Origin of the sequence: Stenotrophomonas sp. 278, from assembly GCF_003935715.1 — a bacterium.
Lineage (GTDB): Bacteria > Pseudomonadota > Gammaproteobacteria > Xanthomonadales > Xanthomonadaceae > Stenotrophomonas > Stenotrophomonas maltophilia_AH.
Window position 1 is genome coordinate 20,456 of sequence record NZ_RHPP01000009.1, and the last position, 19,051, is coordinate 39,506.

Consider the following 19,051-nt stretch of genomic DNA (forward strand, 5'->3'; position numbering starts at 1 on the left):
TATCACTCAGTCCAGCGGGCAGGAACCGCCGGCGTAATACATGTGCACCTCGGCCTCGGCAGGCAAAGAGGTCGCCGTACGACCCTCGAACTCGAACGCATACACCGTTGACGCCCATCCCGAGCGGTTGGTCGGTGACTCATACGTGGGCAGAATGTGAGTGGCATACGGCTCCACCGCCCAGGTGAAGCCCGCCAGTTGAGCGGCGGTGAGGGTGATGTCTTCGACTTTGATCGCCGCCGTCAGCTCCGCACCGCCTTCGGCGTCGTAGGGCGTCCAGGTCAAGGTCACGATGTCGCCCTCCCCCAGCCACTTGGACAGGTCAGGCACCTCCACGTGCACCGCATGCTCGGCTCCCTGCAGCGACGAGCAGGTAAGCGCGTCCGCACCGCCGGGTGCCGTGGTGGTGCCGACGTAGACAGGCGCTTCGGGAACCAGTTGCACGGCGTCGACCGAAACCACGGTCATCTGCGAGTGCTGTTCATTGGGCGAGGCCGCCGTGCCGATGCGGTAGTGCACGTCCAGTGTCGGGTTGTTACCCACTTCGACAATGATGTCCCACGGAATGCTCACCACGATCGGATCATCTACCGCCTCGGTACCGTCAACCGGGTAGGTGCCTGCCAGCACTTCACCCCAGTACACGCGGATCTCCTCGCCGGCAACAGGATTGGCGTACATGGGAATGGTGAAGGTGGCCGGTTGCCCGGCGTCGGTAATATCGATCACGTTCGGGGTCTGGGAGGTGTTCCCCAAGGCCTCGCCCAGCTTGAGGTTTCCGTTTACCGGATCCGGGAAATCGGGAAGGTCGGGGCCCGCCACGGAAATGTCGACCTGCACGGTGGCGGTCTCCGGCCCGAACACCACGTCGCCGCGGTACACCACGTAACTGACGGTGGTGGCCACTGGGCCCTGTGCATCGTTGTACTCAATTCTGACCACGTCGCTGGGGATGCGGATCTTGAGTGGCCAGCCCGGTGCCGTGCCTACCTGCTCACCCTCCAGCTCGGTGCTGCCCCAGGTAACACTGATGCGATCGGTCGGCTTGACGTTCTCGAACAGCGGAATGGCGACAATGGCTCCCTCGTGTACATCCAGCAGGTCGATGACGCCGTCAGTGGCCGCCTGCGGGAAAGTAGGCGGCGCGAGCGAGGTGGGCAGCTCGCCCAGCGCCACTTTCAGGCGCTGGTATTTGGAAATGTTGCTTTGATTTCCGGCCTTGTCGACCACCACATACACCAGATAGCAGCCGCCGTCGCCGGTCGCGTCCACGTGCGCCTTGGGCACCTCCAGGTCCATCGGGGGCTGGGTGACGGCCTGCGTGCCGGTCGGTGGCAAACCGTCAACGTCATCTGGCAGCGTGTTGAGCCACCAGTAGAGCAGCATGTCGCCCGGCTGGAATGCCGCGTAATCGGGCAGCGTCCACTTCACCCCGGTGGGATTGGCATCGAAGTAGGCGTCGGTGATGTCCTCGGCGGGCACAACAGCCTCATCCGGATAGGCTTGGCCCCACGGCGGCGTGCCGTCGGCGATCAGCTTGATCGCGCGCGAGTCAGTGGGATCGCCCGTCCAGAGCACCACCTGGTAGCGCACCAGTAGGGGGCCGTCAGGACTCAGGAACTGCGGCGGCAGGACCACTTCCAACGGGAAGTCGGTGGCCTCATCCACCGGACCGGTCACATCCAGCAGCGCGGCCAGGTGGTACTCGGCATTTTCCTCGTCGTGCCCGCGCGCCGCGTTCAACTGGATGGTCTGGGTCTCGTTCGGCAGCGGCAGGTTGGCCCATGCCGGAATCCGGATGCGCAGGCCTACCTGATCCACCACGATCGCGCCTTTGATCGTGCCGTCGGCCGGGTCTGCCACGTCCTCGGCGTGCAGGAACGGTGCATCGAGCAGGCCGTCTTCTGGTACTTCCTCGTCATCAAGTTTCACGGTGAGCCCCTTGTAGCCAGAGAAGCCACTGCCATTGCCGGCACGGTCGAAGATCACGTAGCGCACGTGGCGCGCGCCGTCACCGCTGGCTTCGATCGCGGCGGCGGGTATGTTCAAGGTGATGGGGTTGCCCACGTCGGCCGCCTGCAACGTCACGGCGAGGACTTCGTTGTCTTCGTCTGCCGTGGTATCCCAGTACACCTTGACCACGTCGTGGGGGGACGCGGCCGCGTAATTCAGGGTGGCGGGCAGCACGTTGCTGTTGCTGTCCAGGTACTCGCGGGTGACGCCGTCCTGCTCCACCGATGTGGCGAAAAGCAGAAGATCCGGGTCGTCCAACGTGGGAGGCACCTTGTCGACCACGATCTTGACGCGCGGGTTGGCGGGAACAACCTCGCCCTCGTCGAACTGCACCTGATACCACAGCTCGTGCGTTCCCTCCCCCTCGAGCCTGTCTGCATCAATGAAGCTCTTGAGCATATCCTCGGTAACAGGAGGTGGACCGTCCCATTCGTTGAAGGGATTTTCATTCAACAGGAACTTGAAGGTCACCTTCGCGGTACCGTCGGGAGTTTCAGTCCACAGGGGTGCCTGAATCGGCACGGGTTTGCCATACAGGTCGGCGGGAAGCAGCAGCGTGCCGTCGCCCAGATCAATGAGCCCTTCGACCACAACCGGGCCAAACTGGTTTTTCGCCGAACTGCTGGCGCGTGTGGTGCGCTTCTTGCTGTTCATGGAAGCAGCCTCGCATTGGGGAACGGCCGTCTATGTATTGAAGGAGACGTTGCAGGGACCGTCAGCGGTGTACATCCCGACGACACACTCGTGGCGGTGAGAACGGATCAGCTCCCCGGCCAGCAGGAAGCTGTAGTGCCCGCGCGCCCGTCCACGCTTGTCCTCGCCCTCTGGATCCACGTCGTGGATGGGCAGGATGTGGTCGATGTAGGGCTGCACGCGCCATACGAACCCGGTGACCGGAAAGCCGGGCTCTCCAAGCGTGATCGGCTCCTCCTTGATGGCCTCGGTCAGGATCTCCTCGCCCGCTGGTCGCGCCACGGGCGTCCAGGTCACTGTCACCACATCGCCATCGGCCAGCCACGCAGAGAGGTCGGGGATCTGCAGGAGCACGGCATGGTCGGCCCCGTCCAGCGAACTGCAGACCAGGGCTTCGCCGTACTGGCTCTGCACCGTCTTCTGGAAGGCCGGCGCAGGGGGCCGCAGCGTGTAGGCGTCGGCATTGACGTAGGTGGTGGGTGACTGCTGGTGATTGGGTGAACCGGGCACGCGGATGCGGTAGTACACCGGCAGTTCGGGGTGATTTCCGGCGTCGGCGATGTAGCTCCACGGGACGAACACGGTGAGCTGGCTGCCGGGCAGGTCGTCGACGCCCACGATGTGGCTGGCCTCCGACACGGGCGTGCCGTCCCAGTAGATGTCGATGATCTCGCCCGCCTGCAGCGGCGCGTACAGGTCCAGCTGCAGCGTAGCGTCCTGCTCCTCGTCTTCGCGGGTCAGTACGTTCAACTGGTTGGAGATAGCACCGAACACGCGCGGCGCAGACAGCTGCGGATTTACCGGATCCGGCCAGTCAGGCAGTCCCGGCCCGGGAACGTGGAAGTCCACGTTGACCGTGACGGACGGCGAATCGAACGCCACGTCGCCACGCATCACCCGGTAATGCACTTCGGTGGCAACCGGACCATTGGCGTTGCCGTAGGCCTGGCGCAGTACGGTAGCCGGCACCCGGACGGTGAGCGGGAAGCGTGGCGCTTCGCCCAGTGGCAACTCGACAGCACGGAGTCCACCCCACTCAAGAACGAAGCGGTCGGTGGGTTTGTAGTTCGCAAACGCCGGGACCAGCACATCAATGCCGGCAAGTGCATCGGCCAGATCGAGCACGCCGTCTTCTGCGAGCGGCACAGTGGGGGCCTGGAGCGCCTCGGGTAACGGGCCGAGGGCGACGGCAACACGCGTGGGCATGGAAATGCGGCTGGCGTTGGTCGCCTTGTCGTGCAGCTGATACAGAACGTAACAGCCGCCGTCGCCCGCCGTTCGCACCACCTCCGCTGCCACATGCACAGTGACGGGCACAGCGGTGATCTCCAACTCGCCGGCAGGCGTGACCCCGGTGGGATCGTCAAGCAGGCCATCAAGCCACCAGTAGCGCACCTGGTCGCCAGCCTGTACGCCCTCATAGCCGGGGATCTCGCACGCCACGCCCTGCGGATTCTCCGCAAGGTACGCATCGCTGATGAACTGTTCCGGGATGCCAGCTTGCAAGGGTGCGTCCATGCCACCCGGCGGCACGGTGTCGCAACGAACAGCGGCGGGTAGTGACTGCGACACCGTCCCGTTCCACGCATGCACCCGGTAGCGCACACTGTACGCGCCATCCGGGCGCAGCATGTCCGCAGCAACGACCATCACTTTCGGGAAGGAGGCTTCATCCAGCGGCCCTTCGAATGCCTGCATGTCAACCAGTACGTAGTCTCCGTCTCCCGGGTCGGCACCGCTGCCCCACTCCAGTTCCACCGTATCCACCGCACCCGCAGCAGGTGCGGCCTGTGGCCAGCGAGGCAGCCACACGGTCAGCCCCTGGCCGGCCACGATGACATCCTTGTTCAGCGTGCCGTCGGCTGGGTCCACCATGACATCCGGTGGAAACTCCGGCGGAACCAGCGATTGAGTACGGTTCATGGTGCGCTCCAATGGCGAAGCAGGTACAGCGCGTGCTTTCAGTACAGGACGTCGCTCTTCGTGTCTCTACCCTTCCAGAAGCCTTGGGTTTTGGCGGAGCCGGACTTCTTTGCCCTGATGTCTGCCCTTGCGCCACGCATGCTCTTATTTGCGTTCTGCACCGGCGTGTTTGTCTGTCGCGGCACATTCGCTGGTGCGCCGGCGGTGGGTTTCGTGGCAGGCCCGGCTTCGGCTGCCCTTGAGGCAACCCGTTGATAGCCCCGCGTGCCTTCTTTCGACGCAGGCATGGGATGTTGTGCCTGGGCTTGGGGGCCTGAGTTGTCCGAGACAGAGCGGGTGACACTATTTCCGCTGCCCTGCACTTTGGCAGGGCTGCCTGTCGACACGTCATCCTGCGCCAGCACCCACCCTGGCTTTTCGACCTTTCGGTTGGGTGCGCCCGCCCCTCCCGATCGCCTGACCGCGCCAACAGCAAAGGTTCCCAGGCCACCCAGCGCGACCAGACCACCGAAAGCCACCAGCGCCAACTTGAGTTCAGGGTGGTCCTTGGCAAAAATCAGCCCCCCCCACGGCCGTTGCAGCACCCAAGCCGAGCGCGATTGCGCCTGCGCCCATCATCCAATGGCCGGACGGATCAAGATGATTGGCCGGATCATTGCCACAATACGAGTATGCGTTCAGCCCACCCACGTCAAACGGACTCACGTCATCCGGGCTCTGAAAACGGAGCAGGAGTGGATTGAAGGCGCGGTAGCCGTTGCCCAGCAACTGCCAGCGGCCGTCCGTTTCATGCAGCTCGCCGTTGTACCCTATTTCGGTCCAGCGCGGTCCCCGGTAGGGAAAGCCGTAGGCCGTGTAGGCTACGTGTTGTTCATCACCGGGGCGCACCTCCCCCAGCACCGTGTTGCTCAGGTCAGTGGCCAGAAGAATCGTGCCGGGTTCGTCACCCTCCACCTGCTCGGCCAGCAGATGGCCGCCCCCACGCAGGTAGGCACAGCGCTGGTTGTCCTGCACCCGTGCCACCAGTGTGTCATCCACGTAGAAGCGGCGCTCGGTGCCGCTGCCGGACACGCGTTCGGCCAGTACATCCAGTGCGTCGAAGCGGTAGGTGGCTTCGGCCAGCCCGCCCAGCGCTTCCACCCCTGTCAGCCGGCCCAGCGGGTCGTACAGCAACGTTCGGCCCTGCTCGTCGCGGGTGAGGTTGCCGTCGGCGTCATACTCCAGCTCTTCCACCACGGGTGCATCCGGCGCGCTGTCCGCGCTGCGTTGCAGTTCGCGGCTGATCGAGGAAAGCTGACAGGGGTCCTCGCCTTCGAACTGATACCGGGCCGTCAGACGGCCCCCGTCCGCATACTCGGTCATGCAGTTGGTGATGTTGTCCAGGGCGTCGGCCACGAACACCTGGCGCGTATACGCCTTGCCATCCGGGTCCATGGGCAGCTCCGTGCCTGAGATCTCGTGCCGCTGCAGGCGGCTGCGCACGTCGTAGAAGAACGACTCCGCGCGAACGACTGTCTCGCCCTGCGTCAGAGTGCGCGTCTCCAGGGCGTCGGCCGCGTCATAGGTCAGCTCCAGCGTGCGGTTACCCTGCGGGCTGGTGAAGCAACGCATGACTTCACGGCCAAAGTCGTCGTAGCAGATCTGGGTTTGCAGCTTCAGCTGCTCGGCCGGCTCCGAGACGATGATCCACTCCACCCGCCCGAACGTGTCGTACTTGAACTCGGTGAATGTACTGGCAATGCCTACGCCAACTGCTGTATGAGGTCTGCCAATGGCGTCGTATGTTGTCCGGTGGCGGACATCGCCCATGGACCATTGCATGAACCGCCCCTTGAGGCTGTAGGCGCATTCGACGATCTCGTCCTCCCTGCCCGCCACCTTGCGGGTCTCTTTCTTCAGCTCGCCGTTGCTGTAGTACTCGCGCTCCAGCCCGATACCTTGCTCGCTGCAGTGTGTGAGCAGCGCGTTCTGGTTGTCGTAGGTGTAGCTGGCGGCACCACCCGGCAACGTCCGCACGGTGATTTCCTCGCCCAGCTGCGGCAGGTATTCGTACTGGATCTCGTTGCTGGCAGGCGTGATCACCTTGCACGGTCGTGCGTCGCCCGCGGTGTAATGCAGGGTGCGCTGGCGTCCACCGGTGACTGACTCGACCAAGCGGTCCAGGCCGTCGAAGGTCTGCGTGCCCAGCACCGTGCCGTTGACGCTGATGGACTCCGGCAGGTCCTCGACACTGTGTTGCGCGTAGCGACGCGCGACCACCGCGTTGCCGGGCAGCGTGGTGTCCAGCACGCGACCGAACGCATCGTAGGTGTACTTCGTGGTCATGTCGCGGGCGTCCACACTCTCCGCCACGCGGCCCAGGCCGTCAGGGTGGTTGAGCACCACGCTCACCGACGTACCGGCGGCATCGAAACGCTCGATGTGCACGGGCTCGCCGAACAGGTCAATCCACGTGACCGTTCGTCCACCGGCCACGCCTTCGGTGCTTTCCAGCCACTGAGTGCGGATGGGGCCGGGTGCCTCATCACTGCCCAGCGGGTCCAGCACGTTCCATTCCACCACTTTGTCAGGCCGGGTGGTGCTGATCTGCTCGCCCCAATCGTCGTAGGCAAAGCCGGTTTCAAGTGCGCGACTTTCGTTACCCAGCCAATCCGACTCGGTCTCGCTGACCAGTTGCCCCAGCTCGTCGTACTTCGCCTGGAAGGTCAGGCGCATCGCGGCCTCCCGTGGATCCAGGCCCTGCTCCTGTGCGGCGTCGGCGTCCTGGCGCTCTTCCTTTACCGGGCGGGCCTGGCCGTCCAGCCAGGTCCGGGTGCTGACCTGCTTCACGTCGGTCATCTGCTGCCAGGCGTGGTCGTCGGCACTCTCCCCCACCAGATGGTACGTATAGTGGCGGGTCGCTTCATAAACGGTGTCCGGCGCGACCGTCTCCTGCACCACGCGGGCCAGGCTGTCATAGACATAGCGGATCTTGACGCCGTCCTCGTCCTCCACCAGCAAGGGTTCACCGTTGAGCAGCGACTGCTCCTGGGTCACACGGCGATGACTGCCGTCGAACCCGGTGATGGTTTCCACCACCTGCAGTACGCTCTGCGCCACGTCGCTGCTGTCGAGCACTTCGTAGCTGTGGTCGACGACGGTCGATTTTCCGTTCAGAGTCTCGGTGACCGACTTTTCCCTGCCCAGCCGGAGGGTGTCCGCAGAGCTGTCGTAGTACTCCGTCTCCACGCGCTTGAGCTCGGCCTGGCCGGGTTCGCGCAGGACCTCGGTCGCCTCGCCTACGAAATAGCTGCTGTGTGACCACGGAATCGAATCCAGCTTGCGATAGGTGAACTCCGTGCGCAGCGTCGGTGCGCTGCCGTACGCGGAGGTGGCGGGATACACCGTGCTCGACTTCAGTATCCGCCGAAAATTCTCCGGATCCGGCGGGCACAGGCTGCCCTCGCCTTCGGCAGGATAGTATTCGCGCACCTCACGGGTGCCGTCCGCATTGATCTGCTCGACCAGATTGCCGTCGTCATCAAACTGGGTGGTGACCGATTCGCTGCGGTGCGCAGTGCTGTCGTTGGTCAGCTCCCAATGCGTGGTCACCCGCAGCGGCAGCTGGCAGTTGGCGGGCTGCTGCGCAAACGGCTTGTGCCTGTTCTCGGGCAGGTCGGACGGATAGACCGTTACCACGCGCTTGCGGCAGATGCCTTGCGTGGTGGCTTCCTCCACCATCAGGTGGAACCGGTTGTAGTCGCGCTTCACCTCACGGCACGGTTTTCCCGCCAGCCAATGGGAAGCTTTTGACCAATAGCGGAAGGTGTCGTCGGCCACGTTGTACAGATTGTCCAGGCCGTCGTCCTTCCAGGAATTGAGCGCACCGTTGCCCAGGAAGTTGGCATTGGAGTAGGTGTAGTGCACTTCCATGGGCGGCTGTTCGAAGCCCGGATCAATCACGTGCCGGGTCACCCGCGGCAACGCCGGATGCGCGGCGCTGGGGAACAGATGCCCATCATCGCCATAGGTCAGCGTCTCGTGTGCCCCTGCCGGCGTCCATACGTCTTCAAGGCAGGACATGCCGCGAATGCTCTTGTACGCGAGCCGCCAGCAGGCCTCCTCCACCGGCAACCCCACCTTGGTCACGCGTGAAGCGCCATCCAGATGCAGTACGAAGCGTGCCAACGCGCCGCCGCCCTCGCCCTTCTCCGGGTAGAAATCCAGGTGCACCTGCTCGGTAATGGTGTCGCGCTCGATCCGCAGCAGTTCGCTGCTGTCATCGCTGACCGAGCGCAGCCGGAACGCACTGCCGAACGAGGTGTAGGCCAGCTTCAAGGTACGTCCGTCCGCGCCGATCACATCGACCGGAAGCGCCACGCCGTCGCTGCCCATCTCCTGCAGCACTTCCACCAGCCCCGAGCGGTGCACCACCCGGAAGCGCCCGCCTCCATCCACATGGAAATGGAAGCTGTCCAGCTTCTTCTCGGCCAGTTCAGGGGTCGGCCCACTGCTGGTGACCTTGAAGGTCTCGCCCGTGCCGACAGACAGAATCCAGGTGCGGGTGTTGTAAGAAGTGAGGTTGATGCCCCAACCTACGCCAAAGCCTGCGTCACCGACATTCATCGGGCTGAAAGCCAGCGTGAGCGGGAGCGCGGGGCCGGCCAGGGCGTGGCTCTTCACGTCCGGCAGCGCCAGCGAAACGGTGTACTGGCCCGTACGCGGATCCACCCCATGCTGCACATAGCTCATGAAGTTGAAGGCGTTGGAGTGGATGGCGGTGGTGGATGACATGAAAGAGCCCCCGTTATCGAAGAATCAAGTCAAGTTCGTTCCGGCTCCCCGGCAATGAAGAATCCTTGAAGCCAATCTGCATGCGGTGCCGGTTTCCGTTCTCATCGCGCAGGTTGTAGACCATGGGGCGGTCTAGCACCGCGCGGAACTTCTTCATCGGATTCACGCCGCCCATGCCGTCGTACCAATACTTCACATCCGATTCCCGGTGCAGGCTGACGATCAGCTCGCCGGGCTGCGGCGGATTGCTATGGAAACTGCTGTCCGGCTTCGCGTGATCGACCTCCTCCATCATCGCCAGCAGGTAGGGGTCGAACGAGAGCGCCGACGGCGCGGGCACGAGTGCGGTGCGCTCTTTGGGCTGGAATACATAGCCCGTACAGCTGAAGAATGTCTCGTCCAGCAGTTCGCTTTCCCACTGGATGCTGGAGGTGTTTGCCTCGACCCGGAGGGTGGAGAAACCGGCGGGCTCGTAGCCGGACTTGAGGAAGCTCAGCTTCCAGAAGTCGATGGACTGCAGCATGTAGCTGAAGTCATCGTCATCGACGATCTTGCCCTCGCCATTCCACACGCGCTTGCGTTCAAAGCTGTAGTCGTCGCGCACGACGGCAGGCGGGGTGACGCCCTTGACGATGATGCTCTCGTTGATGGGATCATCGAGCGAGGTGGACCGCATGATCGCCCCGGTACTGGCCCGGAACTGCGCATAGAACTCGACCGCGCTGTCCGTCTTCAAATACAGGTAGCGGTCGGCGTAGGTCGTTCCCTCATCACTGGCGGGCAGCGGATCCTCCTGGGCTGGCCCGAGCGCGGACGGATGGAGATTGAACCGATTGCGGCGGACGCTTGCCGCCCATTGCCGCCCGTCTTCAAACTCCATGCCCTCCTGGTTGGGATCGATGTACGGTACCTCCGCGCCCTGGCTGTCCCGGTACACCAGGGTCAGCGTGTTCATTTCTGCTGGGCTGACGGGAATCAGAACGTTCTCACCGTCCAGCTCGATCGCGGCCGTCTCCAGGCGAATACGCACACGGATCTGCTGCATGCCGTTGGCAAACGCCTGCGCGCCGTCGGGAGCCGTGACTTCGAAGCCCAGCAGCGACTCCCAGGTGGGAGATTCGCGCGCGTCACTCGCGTTGACGAGCTCCACCAGCGAATAGCCGCAAAGGTGATCCACCGAGGGCCCGAGCACTTCGCAGGTCACCACGCTGACCGCGCCCTTGACACGGCTTGCCGGCGGAGTGAACCGTGCCGTGCGCCCTTCCGCAATCAGGCTGCCATCGCCGATGACTGACCAGTGCCAGAACAGGTCTTCCTCAGCCGTCGCGGTTACGCCCAGGGTGCCCAAAACGTCCTCAGGTACCTCAAAATGCAGTTCCCCCTGGCCGTAGACACCGCTTACCAGCGGAGGCTCGACCGGAATCGCACCGCCCCCTGCCAGCAGCATCACCACCGCCTGTGCCGAGTTCCCCTCCGCAGTCGCGTCTGACTGGATGCGCTGCGCCACCATCGGGACGCCCCCTGCCCCCGGCGGCGTATAGACATGGCTCGCCCCGCCACTGCCGTCCTTCAGCTCGCCCAGTTTAGGCTCGAGCAGCTGCCAGCCCAGGGCGTTGGTAGCGCCATGACCCACAGCCTCCAAGGAAACCGCCTCGCCTCCCGGCGCGCGCGTTGACAGCAGCGGATCCAGCCGCAGCGGGTAGTAACGTACCAACAGGAAGGCACTGGCCTCGGCGGCTCGTCCGTCTTCGGTGTAGTGCGCGGTGACCGTGGTCATCAGCACCGGCGGTCCCTCAATCGGGTAATTGGCTGCGCTGAAGCGGCCACTCGACGATATCTCACCTTTCAACAGCGGACTGTTGATGCAGCTGGACGTCCAGCTTACATCTGTCACCGCTGAGCCGTCGCCCCGGCGTGCGGTGAAGTCCAACGACTCCATGATGTTGATGTCCGCCTGCGACGGCTCGATCCGCACATGGGTCCGGGTTGCCGCAAGGTTACCGAAGTAGGCGTAGTCACGGGGCCAGAAGGGATTACCCTCCACCAAAAACGTGTAGCCATCCGGTAGCAGCGCGTCCTTCAGCACGTCCACGTTGGCGTCGTTGACAAACGGTGACAGCTTCTCTGAGATGAAAAGCGACGCGGAGTAGCGCGGCACCCCATCATCCGCATCATTGGGAATCAGGTACGGGTAGTCCGCGCCTGGAAGCGTTCCACCGTCATCGTCCAGCGCCAGGAGTTTCATGAACACGAGAATCGCGCCATCGCCCGCGTTCTGCGCCCCTGGGACCCTGGCACCCGGAGCCGCCTGGGTGCAGATCACGAACCTTACCGGGTTGAGCGGCTGGTACCTGCCCGAATCCACCACGGCGAGTTCGTACGTGGTCTGATGCGCCGGCTGGTCACGCAGGTACTCCAGCAGATACTCGCCGATCACCCGCTGCTGCTCCGGGTCCGACACGAGGTCACAGACGGGGTCGCGGGCCTTGGATAGACCGATGGACACACGACCGGTATTGTCGCTATGGCTGTTGACCAGTTCCAGGTCGATGTCCATCCGCAACGCGGTTCCACCCCCGCGCTGGACATCTGAGTGACGTGCGTGGGACGCGGAGCAGTCGGCTTGGCGTTGCGTTTCCCAGAACGACCCGGCAAGGATGGGGATGCTGAGCCGGGCGGATACGCCGTTGCCTTCAGCAACCTCAAATGAGAGCACCGGTGCGCCGAATACCAGGGCGCTGAAGCCGATGTCACCCACCGTTCCACTGCACGGACTGATGAAGCGGGACGCGTTAAACGCGGCCGTGAACTGCTGTTCCAGCATCACATTGATACGGGTGCGGCTGAAGACAAATACCGCTCCCCATCCCAGTGTCACCTGGTAGTCCTTCAGAATTACCAGTAGTTCATTACGGGAATAGGTAGACACGATCGTTCTCCGGAATGGGAAGCACCAAACACACCCCTTACCCCAACCACAGCACCACGGACGTTCGAAAAGCGGTTGTCGTTTCCCCACCGTCGTAGCTGACGTGGGTATGCAGCCGAAAACTGGTGTTGGCACCCAGCGTGGCGAGCACGTCGCGAGGCAACTGTCCGTCCACGGCACCGGCAGCGAGTTCCTGCTCAGTGACCGGGGCCGCGTCCCTCACGATGTAATTCACCACTTCCCCTGAAAGCCCTACCCCCTCGATGCGCAGCGTGAGAAGCTGTCCGGCCGCCTGGAATGGCCATGCCGACACGTAGATCTCCGCGCCCTGGGGCGGAACGTCACCCATCGACAATCCAGGCTTTCCCTGTGCCTGCCGACATTGCGCGGGCTCGTAACGGTCCTGCGGCACGGGTCGAATCCGCAGCATGAAAGGGCGCGAGGTATGCACTCGCCCTTCTTCGGTGGTTACGCGATAGACGACCCGAAAGCGCTTCGATTCGCCGCCGATGTTCGGCGCGACTGCATGGGCAGGCGCCCGGAAGCGCAGCGGTCTTCCGGCTTCGTGTGGCGCGCTCGCCACGTACTGACCGCCATGCGGGTGGCCCTCCCAATGCACGGCAACAGACAACGCATCAGCGACAGCATCCGACTCCGGCACCTCGACGTACGCACCCTGGAAGGCATCCTCGCCCTTGAGATAGCCGCGCTTGTGGCCGTCCTCGTCCTCACCCTCCTGTTCCGACCGCTCGATGCGGGGCGGATCAAGCACCAGCGGCACCAGGATCTCGACTTCCAGCGGAAGCGCGCTCTCAGCGGCACCTTCGCGTGCGTACTGGTAGATCACCTGTACGTGTCGTCCCGCATTCACCAGCAGCCATTCCGGCTCTACGGGAATCAGCACCTCGCCGCATTCCAGATCCGCCGCCTGCACCCGTTGCCATTTCACCGTGCTGCGGGCAGCGGCACCGCCATCCCAGTACAGCATGAGGCCATCGCCGACCTCGGCAGACCAGTGCAGCGGCACGCTGACGGTGATTCCTTCGGGAAATGCGCCGGGATCCAATGGGCCGCCGGCGTGATCGTCAATGGCGGGTGCGGGCAAATAGGGTGACGAAGGCGGAAGCAGTGTGATGACCTGCACCTGCGAGGTGGCAACTTCCACGCCCGCGCGGACCACGTCATAGGACGTTTCCGCCTGCATGCCATACACGTTCCACAGCTCACCACTGTCCAGCGACCACGTCATCACGCGACCAATGTCGGCCTCACCCAGCTCAAGGCGCAACGCGGTGGGGGGCATGCCGTCGACTGGCACAAAGCGGAACGTCACTTGGTCGTTGGCCGCCATTCCGACATACGGCGCAGCCACCACCTGCGCGACCGGCGAGGCGTCCACCGGGTCGAGATGCAGGTCGTGCGCCTGTCGTATCTGGGGCACGGGAAGCAACGTGGAAAGCATGGCGTACTCCTGAAGCTGTCCAAGCCAGGAGCCATCACCCATCGTTTCGCGCCAGAATTCTCTCTGGCGATCACACACCGACACCCTGCCGACGCTCACCCGCGCCGGTAGTGGCCTCCCCCGAGGCGCACCGTGGTTCATGGCTGACGATACTGCGACGGCCCGAATGACGTGAAGCGGAAATCCGGACCGGGAGCGCAGACTATTCCCGCACTCATTAGCGCCGGGTGAAATTCGAGAACAAAAAGAAACTGCTTGCAAAAAAAAATTCGCCGCGCCTATGCTGGACACGCGGGGGAAATGCACATGCTTGCCAACATCCGGCGCGTAACGCCCGGACGGCGAAGCATGGCACTTCCTGTTGGTCAGACCAAGGGTCACGCCATGTCCGCATCCACGTCCGTCAATTCCAACGCCTTCAACTTCGCCAGCTATGTGCAGCATGGCGTGGATCCTCGAACCGGCCAGTACACCATTTCGCTGGCGCTGCCGGAAATCAAAAGCAGCGCACTGGCGGGTCCTTCAATGCCACTCACATTGGGCTTCAGCCCGATGAACACCGCCGACGTTGGCTTCGGCCAGGGCTGGACGTTCAACCTCACCGAGTATGACGTCAGGACCCGCATCCTCTCGCTTGGCTCAGGCGAGACCTTCAAGGTCACCGGCAGCGGAAGCCAGCCGGCCATCGCTGAAAAGAAACTGGACACCTTCCATTTCCACGAAGAGGGCGACGTTTTCCGCGTCGTGCATCGGTCGGGGACAACGGAAGTTCTGCAGAGGCCGATGGGCACGCTTTCGCTTGCGCGCCCGCAGAAAGTCGTTGGTGCCGATGGACGTGCTTTGATCCTGGGCTACACCCCGTTCGCGGGCGTTGAGCGGCTGGAGTCCATCCGTGACGATGCCCATGAACTGGTGCGCATCGAACGCGACAACGTGACGGAGCGGGTGCATATCCTGCTGTTTCCCGGCGAGGGGCCGGGGGGTGAAGCCGTCGCGCGCTTCACCCTGCACCTGGACGGCCAGCGAAGGGTCAGCCGGGTTGAACTGCCCATGGATGGCGCGTGCTGGCGGTTGAGCTACAAAACCCTTCACGGCTTCAACTGTCTGGATGAGGTGTGGACTCCGTGCGGGGCCCACGAGACCATCAGCTACGGGGGAGAGGGACATCTGTTTCCCGGTGCAGCGCGCGACCCTATTCCCCGAGTGACGCGGCACGAGGTGGATCCCGGCTTTGAGCAGGCCCCCATGATCGTGGAATACGAGTACTCCACGTCCAATTTTCTCGGCTATGGCGCCCTCAGCGCGTGGGACCCGGATGGTCTCGACAACCTGTACAACGTCACCGATGACACCTTCAGCTACTACTCCATCGCCAAACTGCTGTCGGACAGTGCGCCTGTGCGCCTGGTCAAGCGTACCTACAACCGCTTCCATCTGATGACCGAGGAATCCACCGCCCAGGGCAAGTGCCGCAAGCGGGTGGAGACGGACTACTTCTGCGACCTGCCGGAGAACAGGCACAAGCCGCTCAGCGAACAGCCCGCGATCTGCCAGCTGCCCATGCAGGTGAACACGGTGTGGGAAATCACTGACGACAGCCGCTTCAGCCGCACCGAGACCTCCGGCAAGCGCTTTGATGATCATGGCAATCTCATCGAGGAGATCAATACCGACGGCACGCGGGAAGTGACGGAGTACTACCCGGCAGAAGGCGAAGGCGACCGATGCCCGCGCGACCCGGACGGGTTCGTACGCACGGTCAAATCACGCACGGTTTACCCGGCCGAGACGCCAAATGGACATGCGCCGGTGCTGCGCACCGACTATACCTATCGCGGCATCCAGAGCCTGCCGTGGGACTACGGTACGTATTTCCTGGCAGAATCCTCCCAGGTGCTTGCCGTGGTCCAGGGTGATGAGCTGAAACGCATCGACACCGAGTACCACGAAGATGTGGATGATCTGCTGCGGTTCGGTCGCAATCGCGCTGTGACAGAAACCCTCAACGGCGCGGCCTCGGTGACGGCGTTCTGCTATGAGCGCCGTTTCAGCGACATTGCTGGCGAAGAAGTTCTGGCGACTACCGAAACCCTCACCGGCTTCGACAACACCCAGCAGTCGATCATGGCCGAATACTCCCTGCGCAGCGGCCAACCCAGAGTGATGCGCGGTCTGGAGGGCATCGAGGTCCGGCGCAGCTACGACGCACTGAACCGTGTTACCTCGGAGACGATTTCGCCCGGCACCGAGTTCGTTGCGCGCATCACCCATGAGTATCATCTGGTGGGAGGCGATGAAGACCCGCAGGCATGGAAGGTGACAACCGACCTGAGTGGCGTGAAGACAATGACGCGCCTGGACGGCCTGTCACGCACGGTGCTCGAGCGTCGCCAGGACGTTGATGCCACGTCGGCGGCAGGCGTGCCCATTAACGAGGCTCCATTCAGGGACATCTACCGGGCGCACTATGACGATCGGGGTGACCTGGAAAGCGAGGTGCATGTCGATTGGCTGCTGGGCGAGGACAGGCCCCTGACCACCACCTACGCTTACGATGATTGGGGCGAGGACCTGCGCACCACGCGTCCGGACGGTGTGGTGGAGGTCACCGAACGTTCGCCGTTCGGGACGGCGGGCCCGGTTGAGCGCAGCTGGCTGGAAAACGCAGGGAATCCGGATCTGAAGACGCAGCTTCGCGTCATTGCCTACAACCGCTTCGGCAAGGTCGACAGCGAAGAGTATCTGGATGACAGTGGCGAGGCCTTCTTCACGCTCCAACACATCTATGACGGGTTGGGACAGAGCATCGAACAGCACGAGCAGTTCGACGGACAGGAGCGGATCACCAAGACCCACTATGACGCCTGGCGCCGGGTACGTTCTGCCGTACTGCCCAATGGAACGGCCGTCAACCGCGTGTTTGCCGGGCACAGCAGCGACGAGCACCCGGTGGAACTGCGCGTCAAACCCTCCAACATCAATCTTCCCGAAGTACTGCTGGCCACGCAGACCTTTGATGGCTTGGACCGGCTTGTGAGTCGCACCGTCGGAGGCCGGACCCTGAGTCTCGATTACGAGGGCGGCAGGTTGATGCCCCGCTCGCGTACGACGCCCGCCGGCAAGCTTGTCGAGCTCAAGTACGAGGAACAGCTGGGTGAGGCCCCGCGTGAGATCACCGCACCGGACGACTGGGCGACCTTCACCTACGACAAGCAAAGCGGGGCGATGCTGGGCACACGCAACGCACGCGGGGAGCGCGGCTATGTGTATTCCCCGAGTGGCGAGCTCACCCAGGAGGTCTGGAAAGTCGAAGGACAGGAGGCCTGCACCAGCGATTTCCAGACGTCGCGTCTGGGCCGGTCGCTGACTCGGAAGGACCAGCTTCCCGGCACGAGCCGGCAGACGGTGACCACCTCTTGCCGTTACGACGCGGCCGGCCGTTTGGAATGGACCGAGCAAGGGGTGGTTCGTGCCCGGATCGAGTATGACGCGCTGGGACGGGTGTGGCGAACCACCACGCAGAATGTCATCACCCGGCAGGAACTGGTCACCGAGGTGGGCTACGACTGTTTCAGCCGGGAGATGCTGCGCACCTTGACCGTGGACGGCCAGGTCTTCCAGGTATCGCAGGAGTGGTCCGGTGACAGCCAGCTGTCCCGACGTACGCTCACGCAGGAAGGACGCGTGCGCCTCGATGAATCCTTCTACTATGACCGTCATTCGCGGCTGCAGCGGCACGCCTGCGAGGGCGACCTGCTGCCCCAGGACCGCTTGGGCAACCCGATCACCTCGCAGGTGTTCACCTACGACGACCTCGACAACATCACCCGATGCACTACGTTCTACGCGGATGGCTCTATGGATCCCGCGGTTTACGACTTTTCCGGGGTGGACCCTTGTCAGCTGATCAGGATCACCCACCGTCATGACGCATACCCGACGCCGGAAGAGTTTGCCTACGACGCTGATGGGAATCTGAGCAACGATCCGGAGGGTCGCACGCTCAGCTACGACAGCCTGGGTCGGTTGCTGTCCATGGGCAGCGCGCAAGGGACGCTGCATTACCACTACGACGGACACGGAGAGTTGGCGGGGGTTGTGAATCCCGATGGCACCGAGACGACGCGGTTCTATCAGGATTACCAGTTGAGCCATGAAGTGCGTGGTGAAACGGTCACGCATGTGCTGCACGCTGACGGTGTGCCGCTGGCTTACAGCGCCGGGAAAGAGATAAACCGGACCCGGCTGCTGTTGACCAATGCGGTGGCAACCGTCATTGCCGAGGCACGACAGTCTGAACTGGTGACGGCGGCCTATACCGCCTATGGGGAAAGCGACGGAACACTGGCATTCCTGCTGGGATTCAACGCAGAGCCCAGGCAGCACGGCTGGTATCTGCTGGGACGCGGCTATCGGGCGTACAACCCCTACCTGAAACGCTTCAACCGGCCCGATTCGGAAAGCCCGTTTGGACTGGGTGGGCTGAATCCCTATATGTATTGCCAGGGCAACCCGGTCGCATTCCAGGATCCCTCCGGCCACATCGTGCGTGACACACCGGAGTATTTCTATCCGCCACCGCCGCCTCCGCCGCCGCCGAAACCGAAGGGAGGCGGCTGGATGAAGTGGCTCGGCGTAGCGATTGCGGGTGTCTTCCTCGTCGTTTCCGCAGTGACGGCCCCTTGGTCATTGGGAGTCACCGCACCGGCCATGATCACCGCGCTGAAAGGTATGGCGATCCAAGCCGTCGGTCTGGCCATGCAGGTGATAGGCACGGTCACAGAAGATCCCACCCTGCAGATGGTGATGATGATCGGCAGCATGGCTGCGGGCGTTGTGGGCGGCATGGTGACAGCAAAGGGAGCCGCTGCCGGGAAGGCCCTCATCAAAAGCCAGAAGGCCGCGCAGATGAAGCCAATAACGTTGGGCAGGAACGCCAGTGTGCCAAGTGGGCCATCGCAGGCGACGAACTCGTTTGCCAAGGGTCCGGAGTTCTCGCCGCGTGGGAACTTCGCTAATTTCACCATGGTACCGCGGGTGAGCCGGGTGCCTGGCGTGGGAACTCCTACCCACTTCATCAACACGCGCTTCAGCGGCACCAAAGCGCCGGCCAATCTGTTTGCGTTCGCCAAGGTGGGAGGTTCTCCGCGATCGCTGCCTCAGGTGAGTACGCCTGCCAGAGGCGTTGATCTGGCGGGGTGGACCCAGACGAACAAGATCGGGCGGCGTGCGTACCAATTTGCGTAGGTGGGGGGTGT

The 19,051-nt window shown here is 63.3% G+C and carries 6 protein-coding genes; 1 reads left to right on the forward strand and 5 read right to left on the reverse strand.

All coding sequences use genetic code 11. The annotated features are described in order from the left end of the window. Positions 1 to 6 precede the first annotated feature (6 nt). From EGJ34_RS03040 to EGJ34_RS03060, 5 genes are all read right to left on the reverse strand, one after another. Positions 7 to 2,667: a hypothetical protein gene (locus EGJ34_RS03040; protein ID WP_125358988.1), complete on the reverse strand. Its 2,661-nt coding sequence runs from the start codon at positions 2,665 to 2,667 to the stop codon at positions 7 to 9. 30 nt (positions 2,668 to 2,697) lie between these two features. Further along, positions 2,698 to 4,629: a hypothetical protein gene (locus tag EGJ34_RS03045; RefSeq protein WP_125358990.1), complete on the reverse strand. Its 1,932-nt coding sequence runs from the start codon at positions 4,627 to 4,629 to the stop codon at positions 2,698 to 2,700. 534 nt (positions 4,630 to 5,163) lie between these two features. Continuing rightward, positions 5,164 to 9,402, reverse strand: a complete 4,239-nt coding sequence (locus EGJ34_RS03050) for an RHS repeat-associated core domain-containing protein (RefSeq protein ID WP_125358992.1) — start codon at positions 9,400 to 9,402, stop codon at positions 5,164 to 5,166. 13 nt (positions 9,403 to 9,415) lie between these two features. Beyond that, entirely contained in the window at positions 9,416 to 12,226 is a 2,811-nt protein-coding gene (locus EGJ34_RS03055; RefSeq protein ID WP_125358994.1) for a hypothetical protein, read from the reverse strand. Between the two features lie 142 nt (positions 12,227 to 12,368). After that, positions 12,369 to 13,934, reverse strand: a complete 1,566-nt coding sequence (locus EGJ34_RS03060) for a hypothetical protein (RefSeq protein WP_185750044.1) — start codon at positions 13,932 to 13,934, stop codon at positions 12,369 to 12,371. Positions 13,935 to 14,099: 165 nt separating this feature from the next. On the opposite strand from EGJ34_RS03060, the gene EGJ34_RS03065 reads away from it, so the two are divergent. Beyond that, positions 14,100 to 19,040, forward strand: coding sequence for an RHS repeat-associated core domain-containing protein (locus EGJ34_RS03065; protein WP_185750045.1), 4,941 nt, complete (start codon positions 14,100 to 14,102; stop codon positions 19,038 to 19,040). The last annotated feature ends 11 nt before the right edge of the window (positions 19,041 to 19,051 follow it).

Bases quoted from the DNA above. Each gene is read 5' to 3' on its own strand.
- EGJ34_RS03040 (WP_125358988.1), bottom strand. From the start codon at position 2,667: ATGAACAGCAAGAAGCGCACCACACGCGCCAGCAGTTCGGCGAAAAAC.
- EGJ34_RS03045 (WP_125358990.1), bottom strand. From the start codon at position 4,629: ATGAACCGTACTCAATCGCTGGTTCCGCCGGAGTTTCCACCGGATGTC.
- EGJ34_RS03050 (WP_125358992.1), bottom strand. From the start codon at position 9,402: ATGTCATCCACCACCGCCATCCACTCCAACGCCTTCAACTTCATGAGC.
- EGJ34_RS03055 (WP_125358994.1), bottom strand. From the start codon at position 12,226: ATGCTGGAACAGCAGTTCACGGCCGCGTTTAACGCGTCCCGCTTCATC.
- EGJ34_RS03060 (WP_185750044.1), bottom strand. From the start codon at position 13,934: ATGAACCACGGTGCGCCTCGGGGGAGGCCACTACCGGCGCGGGTGAGC.
- EGJ34_RS03065 (WP_185750045.1), top strand. From the start codon at position 14,100: ATGCTTGCCAACATCCGGCGCGTAACGCCCGGACGGCGAAGCATGGCA.